16 protein-coding genes and 1 other annotated feature are annotated in these 14,629 nt (G+C 57.5%); of the genes, 7 read left to right on the top strand and 9 right to left on the bottom strand.

Annotated features, from left to right (window positions below):
• The first annotated feature begins 257 nt into the window (after positions 1 to 257).
• Positions 258 to 481, top strand: a binding site (T-box leader).
• 51 nt (positions 482 to 532) lie between these two features.
• From ilvB to WMO45_RS06025, 5 genes are all read left to right on the top strand, one after another.
• Positions 533 to 2,242, top strand: a complete 1,710-nt coding sequence (ilvB, locus tag WMO45_RS06045; RefSeq protein ID WP_349139658.1) for a biosynthetic-type acetolactate synthase large subunit — start codon at positions 533 to 535, stop codon at positions 2,240 to 2,242.
• 15 nt (positions 2,243 to 2,257) lie between these two features.
• A complete protein-coding gene (gene ilvN / locus WMO45_RS06040; protein ID WP_349139657.1) occupies positions 2,258 to 2,815 on the top strand; it encodes an acetolactate synthase small subunit in 558 nt (185 codons plus the stop codon).
• A 191-nt stretch (positions 2,816 to 3,006) separates the two neighbouring features.
• Positions 3,007 to 3,459, top strand: a complete 453-nt coding sequence (locus tag WMO45_RS06035; protein WP_349139656.1) for a GNAT family N-acetyltransferase — start codon at positions 3,007 to 3,009, stop codon at positions 3,457 to 3,459.
• Between the two features lie 122 nt (positions 3,460 to 3,581).
• A complete protein-coding gene (gene ilvC / locus WMO45_RS06030) occupies positions 3,582 to 4,601 on the top strand; it encodes a ketol-acid reductoisomerase (protein WP_349139655.1) in 1,020 nt (339 codons plus the stop codon).
• Between the two features lie 284 nt (positions 4,602 to 4,885).
• A complete protein-coding gene (locus WMO45_RS06025) occupies positions 4,886 to 5,338 on the top strand; it encodes a hypothetical protein (RefSeq protein WP_349139654.1) in 453 nt (150 codons plus the stop codon).
• Between the two features lie 26 nt (positions 5,339 to 5,364).
• Here the strand turns inward: WMO45_RS06025 and WMO45_RS06020 are convergent, their stop codons facing one another.
• A complete protein-coding gene (locus WMO45_RS06020; protein WP_349139653.1) occupies positions 5,365 to 6,054 on the bottom strand; it encodes a FadR/GntR family transcriptional regulator in 690 nt (229 codons plus the stop codon).
• Positions 6,055 to 6,172: 118 nt separating this feature from the next.
• On the opposite strand from WMO45_RS06020, the gene ilvD reads away from it, so the two are divergent.
• Positions 6,173 to 7,834, top strand: a complete 1,662-nt coding sequence (ilvD, locus tag WMO45_RS06015) for a dihydroxy-acid dehydratase (RefSeq protein WP_349139652.1) — start codon at positions 6,173 to 6,175, stop codon at positions 7,832 to 7,834.
• Positions 7,835 to 7,885: 51 nt separating this feature from the next.
• On the opposite strand, the gene WMO45_RS06010 is transcribed toward ilvD, so the two are convergent.
• The 7 genes from WMO45_RS06010 to sfsA form a co-directional block, all read right to left on the bottom strand.
• Complete coding sequence (locus tag WMO45_RS06010) at positions 7,886 to 8,887, bottom strand: asparaginase (protein ID WP_349139651.1); 1,002 nt, start codon at positions 8,885 to 8,887, stop codon at positions 7,886 to 7,888.
• On the bottom strand, positions 8,888 to 9,484 hold the full coding sequence (locus WMO45_RS06005) for an FMN-dependent NADH-azoreductase (protein WP_349139650.1): 597 nt from the start codon (positions 9,482 to 9,484) through the stop codon (positions 8,888 to 8,890).
• Positions 9,485 to 9,514: 30 nt separating this feature from the next.
• Positions 9,515 to 10,645 carry a DUF2812 domain-containing protein gene (locus WMO45_RS06000; protein WP_349139649.1) on the bottom strand — a complete coding sequence of 377 codons (1,131 nt, stop codon included), beginning with the start codon at positions 10,643 to 10,645 and terminating at the stop codon, positions 9,515 to 9,517.
• Complete coding sequence (locus WMO45_RS05995) at positions 10,642 to 11,883, bottom strand: DUF2812 domain-containing protein (RefSeq protein ID WP_349139648.1); 1,242 nt, start codon at positions 11,881 to 11,883, stop codon at positions 10,642 to 10,644. The genes WMO45_RS06000 and WMO45_RS05995 overlap by 4 nt, the downstream gene beginning before the upstream one ends.
• Positions 11,880 to 12,203 carry a PadR family transcriptional regulator gene (locus WMO45_RS05990; protein ID WP_349139647.1) on the bottom strand — a complete coding sequence of 108 codons (324 nt, stop codon included), beginning with the start codon at positions 12,201 to 12,203 and terminating at the stop codon, positions 11,880 to 11,882. The genes WMO45_RS05995 and WMO45_RS05990 overlap by 4 nt, the downstream gene beginning before the upstream one ends.
• A gap of 98 nt (positions 12,204 to 12,301) precedes the next feature.
• A complete protein-coding gene (locus tag WMO45_RS05985; protein ID WP_349139646.1) occupies positions 12,302 to 13,000 on the bottom strand; it encodes a GNAT family N-acetyltransferase in 699 nt (232 codons plus the stop codon).
• A gap of 34 nt (positions 13,001 to 13,034) precedes the next feature.
• Complete coding sequence (sfsA, locus tag WMO45_RS05980; protein ID WP_349139645.1) at positions 13,035 to 13,718, bottom strand: DNA/RNA nuclease SfsA; 684 nt, start codon at positions 13,716 to 13,718, stop codon at positions 13,035 to 13,037.
• An 85-nt stretch (positions 13,719 to 13,803) separates the two neighbouring features.
• Here sfsA and WMO45_RS05975 point away from each other — a divergent pair, with 85 nt between their 5' ends.
• Complete coding sequence (locus tag WMO45_RS05975; protein WP_349139644.1) at positions 13,804 to 14,433, top strand: DUF1643 domain-containing protein; 630 nt, start codon at positions 13,804 to 13,806, stop codon at positions 14,431 to 14,433.
• A gap of 15 nt (positions 14,434 to 14,448) precedes the next feature.
• Here the strand turns inward: WMO45_RS05975 and WMO45_RS05970 are convergent.
• Positions 14,449 to 14,629, bottom strand: a 181-nt coding sequence (locus WMO45_RS05970) for a hypothetical protein (protein WP_349139643.1), incomplete at its 5' end; no start/stop codon positions are given.

Genomic DNA, 14,629 nt, shown 5'->3' with positions numbered 1-14,629 from the left:
TCCAGTTAAAATGTTCAAATTTCTTTCATTTTCCATTAAACTGTATAGTTTTGTCGGTTAAGGTTCTTGTTTTAAGGTCCTTTTCTTCCCTTTCGCCAAACTGTACAGTTTACTTTTTGTCATCACTGACCATTTCGCCTCTGTACTTTCCCGCTTTAATTGTTTAAAAAGTAGAAGTTTTTAAATTCATTTGACAAACCCGAACGGACACGGTATGATAACAAATAATTCATCGTGCCGGTATTTTCCGGCCGCAGAAAAAAGCAATGACCGGGACAGTACGGACGGTGCGCAGGCACAGAGAGGGAGCGGCTGGTGCAAGCTCCTCCGCGGCCGTTGCGGAAGGTCACCCGTGAGCGGGCCCCCCGAGTTCAGGTAGGCGGGCACGGTTTCCCTCCGTTAACAGGGCAATGAGTGCGCGGGCCCTTTCCCCGCGAAATTAGGTGGTACCACGGAGCGTCATGGCGGCTTCGTCCTATGGGACGAAGCCGCCATGTTTTTTTCCAAATCTGGACCAAAGGAGGCCATCCCCATGCGAATGAAAACCGCTCAAATCTTAATGGAGTGCCTGTTGGAACAGGGGGTAGACACGGTATTCGGCTATCCCGGTGGTACGATCCTGAACGTATATGACGAATTTGAGCTGCATGGTTACAAAAATAAGATCCGCCATATTCTTACCGCTCATGAGCAGGGTGCATCTCATGCCGCCGATGGATATGCCCGGGCCACCGGGAAGGTTGGGGTATGTTTTGCTACCAGCGGTCCCGGCGCCACCAATCTGACTACCGGTATTGCCACTGCCTACTATGACTCCTCCCCCGTGGTGTTCATTACCTGCAACGTCAGTGAAAATCTGATCGGCAAGGACTCTTTCCAGGAGGTAGACATCACCGGTATCTCCATGCCCATTACCAAGTGCAACTATCTGGTGAAGGATCCGGATCAGCTGGCCGATGTACTGCGTGAGGCATTTGCCATCGCCCGCTCGGGCCGGCCGGGACCAGTGCTGGTGGATATTGCCAAGAACGTCACCGCGGCGGAAGCGGAGTATGAGCCGCTCCCTCTGGCTGAGCACCCCAACCATGGCCGGCTGGGCGCTATGCTCCGCCGGGCCAGCCATGATTTGAAAACCCCCGAGCCCGACGCCGGTGACATTCAGACTCTGCTTGACATGATCGAGCATGCCAAAAAGCCTCTGGTCCTGGTGGGCGGCGGCGTGATCCGCTCCCGTGGCGCAGTACCCGAGTTCCGTACGTTCATAGAGACGCTGAACGCTCCCGTGGCCTCCACCATTATGGGCGGCGGAGCCTGTCCGGGCAACCATCCTCTTTTTACCGGTATGATCGGTATGCATGGCTCCCATGCCTCCAACCACGCCAGTGATCAGTGCGATCTGCTCATCGCCATCGGCTGCCGGTTCTCCGACCGGGTGGCCACCAATCCGGCTACCTTTGCCCCCAACGCCAAAATCGTCCATATCGACATCGACCGTGCGGAAATCGACAAAAACGTCAAGACCGACCATCATATCATCGGAGATGCCCGGCGGGTGCTGGAACTGCTCAACGCCAAGCTTCCTCCCCATGACTATCCTGAGTGGAAGCAGTGGGTGTTCTCCCATAAGGAAGTTCCCCTGAAGAAGGATGAGATCCTCCACCCCCATGAGATCCTGGAGACCATTCAGGATGTCACCGATGGAGATGCCATTATCGTCACCGACGTTGGGCAGCACCAGATGTGGTGTGCCCAGTATTACCATTTCTCTCGTCCCGGTCAGTTTATTACTTCCGGCGGCTTTGGTACCATGGGCTTTGGCCTGGGTGCCGCCATGGGCGCCGCCGTTGGCAACCCGGGCAAAGTGGTGGTACAGTGTACCGGCGACGGCTGTTTCCGCATGAACTGCCACGAGCTGTGTACAGCCGAGCACTACAACATTCCCGTCATCACCGTGATCTTCAACAACCGTACCCTCGGCATGGTTCGCCAGTGGCAGAACCTAATTTATCAAAAGCGCTTCTCCCAAACCGATTTGGACCGTGGCCCCGACTTTGTCCGGCTGGCCGAGGCCTACGGTATTCAGGGTGAACGTGCTGCCACCCAGAGCGAATTTGAAACGGCTTTCCGCCGGGCGGTGGCCGCCGGGCGGCCTTACCTCATTGAGTGTGCTATTGACAAAGATGCCATGGTCCATCCCATGGTCTCTGCCGGCACTCCGGTCACCGATTTTATTTTGGATTAAAGGAGGGCATGGAATATGAATGATGCCAATGTCACCCGCCGCACCCTCTCGGTACTGGTGGAAAACTCCGCCGGTGTGCTCTCCCAGGTCTCCCGGTTGTTTTCCCGGAAAGGATACAACATCGAATCCCTGGCTGTGGGTACTACCGATGACCCTGCCGTGTCCCGTATCACCATTGAGGTTATGGCCGACGCACCCATGATTGAACAGATCATGAATCAGCTGCGCAAGCAGTTTCCCGTCTACTCCGTGCAGGAACTGAAACCGGAACGTTCCATCCGCCGTGAGCTGGTTATGTTCAAGGTCAAAGCGGAGACCCATGATATCCGTAACGAGGTCATCCAGATTGCCAACATTTTCCGCGCCTCCATTATCGACGTATCGCTTAAATCCCTTACCCTGGCTCTGATCGGAGATGAGACCAAGGCCGAGGCCATGCAGAAACTGCTGGAGGCCTTCGGTATTCTGGAGCTGGTACGCACTGGCATGGTGGCTCTGGAGCGGGGCGCCTACACCATCGGGGATGAAACCAAGGAGCAGACCGAGTTCAATCTGGGCAAGAACTTCCTGTAAAAACCCTGATTCCCGGCACACAGAATATGGCCTTGGCCAATTCCACAGAGGCCTCTGTGTTTATATATAATATCAGCATTTGTTTCTTCAAAGAAAGGGGGAGAGCATGTATGAATCTGTATCAAAACGTGTTCCTGTCAACCAAAAGGAGGGTTTTCATCCGTTAACCCTCCGAATATGAAGGAGGAAGTATGGATCGTATTACCTTACAAAAAGTTGATGAATCCAATTTTCTTGATTGCTTTTCCCTGAAGTTAGATGCCAAACAGGAGCGATTCGTATCCCACCCCATTCGAAGTCTGGCCCAGGCGTATGTATATTACAAGCAGTGTACGCCTTTTGCGATCTACTGCGCCGGTCAGGTAATCGGATATCTTATGGTCATCTATGACTATGACGAAGAAGCTTATTTCATCTGGCATTTGATGATCGATGTTCAGCACCAGTGCAGGGGCTATGGGAGGGCAGCCATGGAGGCAGCGCTTACCTATATCCGTTCCAAGCCCTTTGGAGATTCCAGCATTGTCCGGCTGACCGTCAGTCCGGAAAACTCCGCTGCCTGCCATTTGTACCAGACATTGCGCTTCTCTGCCACTGGCCGGGCGGACGAAGATGAGATCGAACTGGAACGAGTGCTTGATTGATTTGCTTCTCATGCCGCGTCCGCAGCGGATTGTATCACAGTTATCATTCTTTTCCTGAAAACTATGCTATTATAAATCCAAAATCCCCACATACCAGCAAGAAGAAAAAGGAGTGTATCACCATGGCTAAGATGTACTACGAGAAGGACTGTGACCTGTCCTACCTGAACGGTAAGAAGATCGCGATTATCGGCTACGGCTCTCAGGGCCACGCCCACGCCCTCAACCTGAAGGATTCCGGCTGCGAGGTCTGTGTCGGCCTGCGTCAGGGCTCCAAGAACTGGGCTCAGGCAGAAAAGGCCGGCCTGCAGGTGATGACCATCCCCGAGGCCGCCCAGTGGGGCGACATCGTGATGATGCTCATCAACGATGAGGTCCAGGCCGATGTCTATAAGAAGGATATCGCTCCCTACATGACTGAGGGTAAGGCTCTGGCCTTCGCCCACGGCTTTAACATCCGCTACCAGCAGATCGTTCCTCCCGCCGGCGTGGACGTCTTTATGGCAGCCCCCAAGGGCCCCGGCCACACCGTCCGCTCCACCTATGTCAACGGCAAGGGTGTGCCCTGCCTGGTTGCCGTGGAGCAGAACGCCACCGGCAACGCCTACAAGATCGCTCTGGCCTACATTGCCGGCATTGGCGGCGCCCGGGCCGGTGTGATGGAGACCACCTTCCACGATGAGACCGAGACTGATCTGTTCGGCGAGCAGTGCGTGCTGTGCGGCGGCGTGGTGGATCTGATGCGCTGCGGCTTTGAGACCCTGGTGGAGGCTGGCTATGAGCCTGAAAACGCTTACTTTGAGTGTATCCACGAGATGAAGCTCATCATCGACCTGATCAACAAGGGCGGCGTGGCTGCCATGAACTACTCCATCTCCGACACCGCGGAGTACGGCGAGTATGTCTCCGGTCCCCGTGTCCTCCCCTACGAGGAGACCAAGAAGAACATGAAGGCTGTGCTCTCTGACATCCAGGACGGCACTTTCGCCGGCAAGTGGATCGCCGAGAACAAGAACGGCCGCACCTTCTTCAACTCCAAGCGTGCCCAGCTCAAGAAGCACCAGATGGAGATCGTGGGCGAAGAGCTGCGCAAGAACATGATCTGGGGTGGCGACAAGGACCTGGATACCGCCTCCAACTAAACATATCTGACAAAAAGCGCCTGTCCGCAATTGGACAGGCGCTTTTTCTATAATAGAATCTCCTTCCAAAGGAGACATAACTCCCACCGGCCTTACCCTAACCTGTACCCGGTCTGGCGGCTCCCCAGGAGTATGCAGTGGTATGGACTGATGAGGCCCGGATTCTCCCCACGATGGAGCACTTTGAAAAAGTGCTCCATTCATTTGTATTGTTTTTCAATAAATTTTAATTGATTTTTGATATGACATATGGTATTCTGTTTCCCAGAAAGGGGGTTTTACCCATGCTGCGACAACTGCTGCTCATCCTTCCACTGGTTTTAGTAGCGGGCTGTACCGCCTCCCCGGCGCAAGAACCGGCCCAGGAGCTGGACCTGACGCTTCCGGAAGGGGATGTGCTCACCGATATTGACACGCATGGTGGATTCCATGGAGATGGGAACTCCTGTCTGATCCTTGCCTTTTCTCCGGAGAACGGCGAGGCTCTGGCCCAGGAACTGGCCGGGCGGGAAGATTGGTATCCGCTTCCGCTGGATGAGCAGTCCGCCCATGTACTGGACTCCACCCTCTCCCTGCTGGAGGATGACGGGTTCACCTACACCCTTCCCACCCAGGGCTGGTACTGGTATCTGGACCGCTCACCGGAGGGACACCAGTTGGAATTTCCCCTCAACTGCACTTTGGCCATTTACGACTCCCAGAGCGATCAGCTGGCCTATTTCCGCTCCGACGCATGAAGAAAAACAACCGTGAGGCTTACGCCTCACGGTTGTTTTTCTTCAAATAGCCCCATAACATCCATGGAGCGGCGCATATGGATGGCCATGGCATGCTCCGTTCCCTCCGCATCTCCTTTGGCAAAAAACTCCAACAGAAGTGCGTGGTCCCGGAGGGTATCCTCCGCCAGCTGTTCCTGGTGCTCCCCCGCCCGCAGGGCGGCGGCCACCGCCTCATCAATAAGAGGCAGCAGGCGCGTAAAAAACTCATTGTGGGTGGCCCGGACAATGGCGGCGTGAAAACTCCGGTCCGCCTCCAGCCGGTCCTCTCCAGCCCGGATGCAGCGCTCCACCCGCTCTCCCAGCTCCAGGATATCCGCCCGCTCGGCCGGAGTGGCCCGGCGGCAGGCCAGAGCCGCCGCCCGGGGCTCAAATACGCTGCGCAGTTCAAACAGATCCCGCAGCTGCCCACGCAGCCGCCGCAGTCCGTCAAAACCAAAGTCCTCAATCTCCTCCACCTGTGGAGAGACAAAAGTACCCTTGCCCCGCCGGACCTCCAGCACCCCCTGGGTCACCAGAGCCCGGATGGCTTCCCGCAGAGTGGCCCGGCTCACCCCAAGGCTTCGGGCCAGCTCCACCTCGTTGGGCAGCTTTTCCCCCGGAGGGATCTGCTTTTCCACCACAATACAGCTGTACAGGCGCTCAGTGGTCTGCTGGACCAAACTTTTTTTCTCCATGCCCTGTTCTCCCTCCATTGTGTCCTTGACAGTTCTGCCTCTATCATATAATATATAGTCAGACAATGCAAGTGTAGTCATACAACTTGTTGGATACGATCAGAAGGAGGTCCTTTCCATGCGCAGCGACAACGTGACCAAAGGGGTGGAGCGCGCCCCCAACCGCTCTCTGTTTTACGCTCTGGGCTACACTAAGGAGGAGCTGGAGCGCCCCCTCATCGGCGTGGTATGCTCATACAATGAGATCGTGCCCGGACATATGAATCTGGATAAGATCGCCGAGGCTGTCAAAGCCGGAGTCCGGGCTGCCGGCGGTACTCCGGTGGAATTTCCCGCCATCGCCGTTTGCGACGGCATTGCCATGGGCCATATCGGCATGAAATACTCTCTGGTGACCCGGGACCTGATTGCAGACTCCACCGAGGCCATGGCCATGGCCCATCAGTTTGACGGACTGGTGATGATTCCCAACTGCGACAAGAACGTGCCCGGCCTGCTCATGGCCGCCGCCCGGGTAAACATTCCCACCATTTTCTGTTCCGGCGGTCCCATGCTGGCTGGAAAGCTCAACGACGGCCGTCGCTCCTGCCTGTCCCACATGTTTGAGGCAGTAGGTGCCTACAAGGCGGGTAAGCTGGACGAAGAGGGCGTGGAAGACTATGAGAACAACGCCTGTCCCACCTGCGGCTCCTGCTCTGGCATGTATACCGCCAACTCCATGAACTGCCTCACCGAGGCAATCGGCATGGGCCTGCGGGGCAACGGCACCATCCCCGCCGTGTGGTCGGCCCGGCTGCGGCTGGCCAAGCACGCCGGCATGCAGATCATGGAGCTGGTAAAGCGGGATATCAAGCCCCGTGACATTATGACCCCCGCCGCCTTCCACAACGCCGAGACGGTGGATATGGCCCTGGGCTGCTCCACCAATACCATGCTCCACCTGCCCGCCATCGCCCATGAGTGCGGCATCGAGCTGGATCTGGATCTGTCCAACGAGATCTCCTCCAAGACCCCCAATCTGTGCCATCTGGCCCCGGCAGGCAACACCTACATGGAAGACCTGGAGGGGGCAGGCGGTGTGTACGCCGTCATGAAAGAGCTCACCAAGAAAGGGCTGCTGGATACCAGCGTGCTGACCTGCACCGGCAAGACCCTGGAGGAAAATCTGGAGGGCGTGGTCAACCGGGACCCCGAGATCATCCGTCCCATCGAGACCCCCTACTCCCCCGACGGCGGCATCGCCGTGCTCAAGGGCAACCTGGCCCCCGAGGGCTGCGTGGTGAAACGCTCCGCCGTTGCCCCCGAGATGATGACCCACACCGGTCCCGCCCGGGTATTCAACTGTGAGGATGATGCCATCGCCGCCATCTACGAAGGCAAGATCGTCGCCGGCGACGTGGTGGTCATCCGCTACGAGGGTCCCAAGGGCGGCCCCGGCATGCGTGAGATGCTCAACCCCACCTCCGCCATCTGCGGCATGGGTCTGGGCGAGTCGGTAGCCCTTATCACCGACGGGCGCTTCTCCGGCGCTACCCGCGGCGCCTCCATTGGCCACGTCTGCCCCGAGGCCGCCCAGGGCGGCCCCATCGGCCTGGTGGAAGAGGGAGACATCATCTCCATCGATATCCCGGCCTGCAAAATCGAGCTTCAGGTGGATGAGGCCACCCTGGCTCAGCGGAAGGCCAAATGGGTCTGTCCCGAGCCCAGGGTCAAAACGGGTTATCTGGCCCGCTATGCCAAGTCGGTCACCTCTGCCGCCCGGGGCGCCGTACTGGAATAAGGAAACAAAAAGACGCCGGCACAGAGTATACGCTCTGTGCCGGCGTCTTTGTTAATATCCGGCCATCTCTCCGGCCAGACTACGCTCCATGTAGTCCCGGATGATCTCTCCATCGCTGGTCTGTCCCAGTACCCACATGAGCTTGGTAACCGCCGCCTCCGTAGTCATGTCCCGGCCCTGGATGACCCCCTGCTCCAGCGCCCGCTGCCCCACCTCATAGATGGAGAAATCACTGGGCTCATAGAGGCACTGACTGCACACCACCACCGTCATGCCCGCCTGGGCCGCGGCCTGAAGCTTGGCGATGAGATCCCGGCGGACAAAGTGCAATCCACCTGCGCCGAAAGCTTCAATGACAATGCCCCGGTAATGCATTTGCAGCAGCATATCAAAAATCTCCGGATCCAATCCGGGAGTCAGCTTAATCAGGAACACCTTATCGCACAGCCGGTCCCGCAGAGAACACTCCCCGGTGCGGGGCGGGATGGCCTCCCGGTGGATTTGCAGGCCCTTGCCGTCCACGCTGGCCGCCAGGGGCCAGTTGACACTCTCAAAAGCATCAAAGTCAGTGGTACGGGTCTTGACCGCACGGCAGCCCAGGATCACCTTCCGGTCAAAGGCCAGAAACACCCCCGGTACACCCGAGGCCGCCATGGCCAGGGCGGTACGCAAGTTCTCCATGCCATCACTAAGGGGGTGCGTCATGGGCAGCTGCGCCCCGGTGAGCACCACCGGGATGGCGATCCCCCGCAGCATAAAGGAAAGAATAGAGGAAGTATAAGCCATCGTATCGGTACCATGTGTAATCACAATACCGTCATATTCCCCTCTGTTTTCAAATACATGCCGGGCAATGGTCTGCCACTCCTCCGGCTGGATATTGGAGGAGTCCAGGTGCAGGATATCCCGGATGGTAATATCATAGCTGTCGCTCACACCACGGGGCAAAAATTCCGCCAGCGCTTCTCCCCCCAGTCCGGGGGCCAGGCCCTCCGCCGTTGGCAGGGATGCAATGGTGCCGCCGGTGGTCAGCAAAAGGATCCGCCGCTTCACTCAAAATTCCTCCGCCAGCGCATCCGCCCGCTCCATGGCCTGCTCCAGCAGCGCCTGCTTGTCATTGCGTACATCGTCCAGTCCCTCTGCATCCAGAAAATGGACGCAGGGGATACCATACATGACCGCCAGTCCCTTGATGTGCTGGGTGGCAATATCCAGCGGCGTACCGGCATAATAGCCGCCCCGGGTAGTGATATAAAGCAGCTTGGAGGCCTTGCACAGCCCCACACTGTTGCCGTCGGCATCATAGCCGAAGGTGATATCGGTGACCGAGATGCGCTCCAGATAGATCTTCAGGGCCGCCGGGAAGGACAAGTCCCAGAATGGCGCAGCAATCACGATTTTGTCCGCTGCAGCAAACTGCCGGGCAGGGGCAAACATAGGCTGGTCCAGACCGCCCGCGTTCCACACCGCGTCCCGCTCGGCCAGCACTTCCGGATACTGGGGGGACAGCCGCTGGGCACACACGTCCACCTCGGTCACCTCCGTATCTGGATGAGCTGCCTGATACCGCTCCAGAAAGCGACGGGCCAGCTTCAGTGTGCGGGACTTTTCGCCGCGCACACAGCCATTGACAAACAGCAGATGTTCCATTTCCTCACGCTCCCGCGTTCATTTTCTCACTCATGCTACCACACTTTCGTCCAGGGTGCAAGCGGCCTGTTCCAACCAAGCCAGCAGGCCTTCTACGGCGCTTCTGTCGGTAAGGTCTACCCGCTCAGCCTCGATGTGGACCACCCGGTCCTCCTGTCGGAAAATGAGACCACTGCCCGCACCCCAGGCATAGGTCCAGGCCTGGTCATAGCCCAGGTCTGCTTCGTTCAGCTCCACCGCGCTGTGCATGTGGAAATAGTGGTGCAGCCGATCCTCATCGCGCTCAATCCTCCGCAGATCTCCACAGATGATATCCGCCAGCCAGGAGGTTTTGCAGTCGTAGGATTCCATCCACAAATCACCCTGGTCGGAAAATTCCCGATACTCTATTCCATGAGCAAAAACCGACTTTTCCACCGTCAGCCGGCCGTTCAAGTCATAACTGCTGTGCAGGTCCTGGGTATTGGCTCCTATGACGAAGCTCAGGATCAGGACAAATCCCAGCACCGTGTAAACCAAGGGCATACTCCCCCGGAATCGGGCGGACCTCCGACTTGGCACCGGCATCGGTTCCCCCGTCTCCGCCGCCCGGCGGCATCTTCTGCGGTAGCGGACCACCCGCAGGCCTAGAAACAGTTCCAGTGTGATCCAGAGCAGTAAAAATAGTTGGGCAATCATGGCTTCGTTCGAGAGAAACAATTCCCACACCCGGGGCTGATCCCGGAAAAACTGCCCGCCAGCCCAGGCCGCCCAGTAGATGACCAGATAGAAGAACGTATAAGCCTGGTTCCACAGGCTCTTTTTCAGTACCTCTTCCCACTCAACGCTCCCGTCGGTCTGGATAGGCACGGGATGCCTTCCCGCCTGGGCCTGGAAATAAAACAGTCCACCCGCCTCGTCAATCAGGTCCCAGCCCGCCTCACAACACAGTTCCAAGTAATCCGCCCGGGCCTGCTCATCCCTGCAGCGGATGCTTTTCCACCGGGCGGGTTCCACCCAGCACCGTCGGGGCTGGGTAGAGCGGCGGAAGGTCGCAGTGAAAATGCCCAGCTCCGCCAGCTCCCAGCCCTGCTCTGCCCATTCATCCAACTCCGCTTGAGCGGCTTTGGCGTCCTCAGCAGTATAACGGAACCAGCGGCGGCACGTCTCACCCTGCTTCATAATTCCACCTCTTGCAGCTGCGCCAGCAGCGGTGTCAGGAAGCCTTCGCTGCCCTCCAGCCATAGCACCGTGGTCCCCCGGCGCAGCAGCCACAGATCGTCGTTCTCTCCCAACATCACACGCCATACGTCTGTCCCCTCGGCTTCCGGCGTTCCGTTCTCTCTCAGCTCCCTCATCGTCTGTTGCCATACCCAGTCGGCCAACCGGTCTCCCCGGGCTGTCCATACCTCAACCTGGAGCCACTCATCCGGCGCACCATACCTATGCCAACTACTGTGGTATAGCAAAAGGCTGCTCTCCTCTTTTCCCCAGGCGGGATCCCCCTGCTCCTGCATCTCCTCCAACGGTTCCCGCAGTACGGCGGGAGGCTGGACATGGATAGGATCGGTCAACCCTTCGGGCAACACCAGCATAGCTACCAGCGCCGTCAGACATACCACCAGCATAGCCACACCATACCGCCGCCTACGCCGGTACTCCTCCCCTTGAAATTTAAAAAGCACAATGAGCGAACCAACGGTAAAGCCGGCCAGGGTCGAGACAGGGTAGCGCTTTCCCAACACGTCCAGTAGAATAGCCACCAAAAATATCAGCAGGACAATCCACCCTCCCAGGGAACATACCTTCGCCACTGCCGCGCTACGCCGTCCCGGCACGGGCAGTGCCTGTCCCTCCCGAATGGCCCGATTCCACTGCCACAACCGCCAGACCATGCGCAGCAGCCAGGCCCCGCCTCCCACCAGTATCAAGGGCAGCAGAGGCAGCATCACCGACAGCAAATCCGAATCGGCAAGCAGGTACGCTGTGGCCATCCAGTCCCATCCGCCTGTGCCCAGGATCAAAAGTAGCATTACCAGCAGATAGATCGCCACCACTGCCGCGCCGATCCCCATCCGACGCAGCACCTTTTTACGAAAGCGCTGGTACTCCAGCTGACTGTCACTTTGAATGGGCTGAGTACCTGCCGGCGCCTCGTAGATGTTCCGATAGGCCGTTTGACGCCGCAGTGTCCACCCTGCATCGGCCAGCAGCGTACGGTAGTCCGTCCCATCCTCCCGGTTGGGGTCATACCAGTCAATGCAATAGCACACCGGCTCCTTCGCCGGAACGAAGGAAGCCAGCAGACCCAGCCAGACCTTCTCCAGCCGCCAGCCCTGCTCCGCCTGCCGGTTCAGCATGGCCTCCGCCGCCTTGATATCCATGGTTGGATACGTAAACAGGTTCCAGCGCCGTTTCATTGTCCTTCCTCCTCCCGTAAAACTGCCTCCATATCCGCCGCCTGCTGCTTGATGCGCTTATATTCCGCCAGGAGGACCCGCTCCCCCTCACCGGTTAGCTGATAGTATTTCCGGTTGTCCTCCGTCCGGGTGCGCCGAATCAGCCCATCTGCTTCAAAGCGCTCCAACAGGGCATACAAGGTCCCCGCACCTACACTCACCCGCCCCTGGGTCCGCTGAGTAATGGTCTGCATCACTCCATACCCGTGCCGCTCCTGCCGCAGGGAGAGCAACACGTAGAACATCTGCTCGGTCAGGGTATCCAGTTTCTTGCGTGCCATGCTCTCCTCTCCTTCTATATCGAATATCGTCATAGCCATATTATACCGATATTCGATATAAGTCAAGCAAAAAAAGGAGCCCTTCGGCTCCTCTTTTTTTAATATGAACCCAACATCTGAAACCAGCGGCTCTGTACCCCCGCGGCCCGAAAACCGGCGCTGCGGTAGAGCGCAAAGGCCGCTGCATTGTCGGTGGCCACCATCAGCCGGCAGCGTCCATATCCCAGCGCAGCCAGAGCCTCCATGCTCCGTACCAGCAGAGCCCGGCCCAGTCCCTTCCCCCGGAAATTCTTCTGTAGGGCGATCCCCTCGATTTCAGGCAGTTCTCCAGTCAAATTCAGCTCATAGATACCCACTGGCACACCGCTGTACTGAGCAAACCCACAGCGGTGTCCCTCTTCCAATGCAGTCTCCAGGTCCTGCGGCCCATAAGTGGCCGAATTGGGTGCGTCAAAAAAGCTCTCGTTGTGCAGCGTCAGCCAAGCGCCGCCGCGTTCTCTGGCCAGCGGAACCAAATCCAGCTCCGCCCCGCCGGGCGGAAGCGCAGTCAGCTCCCGCTCCATCCATAGCATGTCCCTCACATGCACTAGGCGACAGTCGGCCAGCTTTCCCTCTTCCAGGGGCGCCGCTGGATCACTGCAGGTCACATAAATCTCCGCCGCTCCAAGGCTCAACAGCTTCTCACGTCCCCGACGCAGCACATCCTCCAGGTCATCCGCCCGACAGCGGCGTACCGCCAGGTAGGCCTTCCCTTTCGCCCCAATCTCATTGGGGTAAATCTGATAGATGGGTTCCATCGTTCTGTCTCCTTCATTTCTCTCGTTGGTTCTTTCACAGCCGAACTGGTACTTCTCCGGCAATGGACAAACTGTCGGGTGTCACCACGCATTGTCGAGCCATAATCTCCACCCCCGCCGCCGCCGCACGGCGCAGCGTCGCGCCAAAAGCCGGATGGGTAATATCATTAGGTGAAAAATCTACCATACCATCCATCTGGAGCACAAAGCAAACCGCCGCCTCATATCCCTCCGCACGACAGGCTATCAGCTCCTCCAGATGCTTCACGCCCCGTTCGGTCGGCGCGTCGGGGAAACGGGCGTGGCCGTTCTCTTCCAGCGTGACTCCCTTGATTTCCACAAAACCACGCCGTCGTGTGGATAACTCCCAGTAGAAATCAAACCGGGATCTCCCCCAAGTCATCTCCGGGCGCAACAGAGTAAGTCCTTTAAGGAAGCTACCCGACTGTGCCCACTCCGCAAAGACCTGGTTGGGAGCCTGTGCATCCATATTGATAAGCCTCGTTCCTTTTTCCACCGCAATCAGATCATAGCGGGTCTTCCGCGCCAGATTGCCACTCTCCTCCAGATAAACGGTAGCCCCGGGGACCAGCAGTTCCCGGCATCGACCGGTGTTTTTCACATGTACGCGCTCCGTCCTGCCGTCTATGACTACATGAGCAATAAAGCGGTTGGGCCGCTCTAAAAAAATTCCTTTATGGACATGTTGATATTGCATTACCTTGCTCCTGCCTGTATGCTAATGGTGTAAGTATATCACCCCATGGCCTGCCCTGCAAGCCATCTGGAAGGAGCTCTTTTTCATGCATATCCCCACCTGCGGCACCGCCGAGCAATCCATCCTGCCCTTTGCCCGCGCACTGGAGGCCGCCCGACAACCTAGTCCCGATTATGATGTGGCCCGCTGGTTGTTTGTACCCAATTTTTACTGCGATTATCGTTACATTCTGGGAACCACCGGTATCCGTCCCTTGATCTGCGTAGGCATCAATCCATCCACCGCCGCCCCCAATGCATTGGATAATACCTTAAAATCGGTAGAACGCATTGCCTTGGGCAATGGATATGACAGTTTCATCATGTTCAATGTATATGCCCAACGAGCCACCCGGCCGGATGATATGGAACTGGAGTGTAACGCCTGTCTCCACCAGGAAAATATGGCCGCCTTCCGTTGGGCGTTGGAGCAGACCCGGGAGGGCACGCCCGCCATCTGGGCAGCGTGGGGCGCCATCATCGAAAAACGGCCCTATCTATCTGCCTGTCTTCGAGACATGATCCGCATTGGGGAAGAATTGGGGGCCTGCTGGTACTCCGCCGGCTCCTTTTCCAAGAAGGGACATCCCCACCACCCGCTGTATCTGCGGAAGGACAGCCCGCTGAATCGTTTTGACGTTTCCCTGTATGTAGACCAAGTGCTAGGTACCCTGTGACCTGTGGATTGTCCTTCAATCCACTCCTGTCTTGACATATAAAACCTGTATAAGTCCTTGGTTATTTAAATAAAATTGGAAATAACAAAAGACGGACTTCAAAAGAAGTCCGTCTTTTGTGTTGGCGTTACCTATCTTCCCGGCCCGTCTCCAGGCAAGTATTGTCGGCGCAGGTGAGCTTAACTTCTGTGTTCGG

The organism is Flavonifractor hominis (assembly GCF_040095835.1).
Taxonomy (GTDB): Bacteria; Bacillota; Clostridia; order Oscillospirales; family Oscillospiraceae; genus Flavonifractor; species Flavonifractor hominis.
Note: the sequence above shows the minus strand (reverse complement) of the source record. Positions and strands in the feature narration are given on the sequence as shown.

Coding starts and splice junctions, on each gene's coding strand:
- WMO45_RS05990 (WP_349139647.1), bottom strand. CDS start 12,203: ATGGCACGCAAGAAACTGGATACCCTGACCGAGCAGATGTTCTACGTG.
- ilvN (WP_349139657.1), top strand. CDS start 2,258: ATGAATGATGCCAATGTCACCCGCCGCACCCTCTCGGTACTGGTGGAA.
- ilvC (WP_349139655.1), top strand. CDS start 3,582: ATGGCTAAGATGTACTACGAGAAGGACTGTGACCTGTCCTACCTGAAC.
- WMO45_RS06035 (WP_349139656.1), top strand. CDS start 3,007: ATGGATCGTATTACCTTACAAAAAGTTGATGAATCCAATTTTCTTGAT.
- WMO45_RS05995 (WP_349139648.1), bottom strand. CDS start 11,883: ATGAAACGGCGCTGGAACCTGTTTACGTATCCAACCATGGATATCAAG.
- sfsA (WP_349139645.1), bottom strand. CDS start 13,718: ATGCAATATCAACATGTCCATAAAGGAATTTTTTTAGAGCGGCCCAAC.
- WMO45_RS06000 (WP_349139649.1), bottom strand. CDS start 10,645: ATGAAGCAGGGTGAGACGTGCCGCCGCTGGTTCCGTTATACTGCTGAG.
- WMO45_RS05985 (WP_349139646.1), bottom strand. CDS start 13,000: ATGGAACCCATCTATCAGATTTACCCCAATGAGATTGGGGCGAAAGGG.
- WMO45_RS06005 (WP_349139650.1), bottom strand. CDS start 9,484: ATGGAACATCTGCTGTTTGTCAATGGCTGTGTGCGCGGCGAAAAGTCC.
- WMO45_RS06025 (WP_349139654.1), top strand. CDS start 4,886: ATGCTGCGACAACTGCTGCTCATCCTTCCACTGGTTTTAGTAGCGGGC.
- WMO45_RS06020 (WP_349139653.1), bottom strand. CDS start 6,054: ATGGAGAAAAAAAGTTTGGTCCAGCAGACCACTGAGCGCCTGTACAGC.
- WMO45_RS05975 (WP_349139644.1), top strand. CDS start 13,804: ATGCATATCCCCACCTGCGGCACCGCCGAGCAATCCATCCTGCCCTTT.
- ilvB (WP_349139658.1), top strand. CDS start 533: ATGCGAATGAAAACCGCTCAAATCTTAATGGAGTGCCTGTTGGAACAG.
- ilvD (WP_349139652.1), top strand. CDS start 6,173: ATGCGCAGCGACAACGTGACCAAAGGGGTGGAGCGCGCCCCCAACCGC.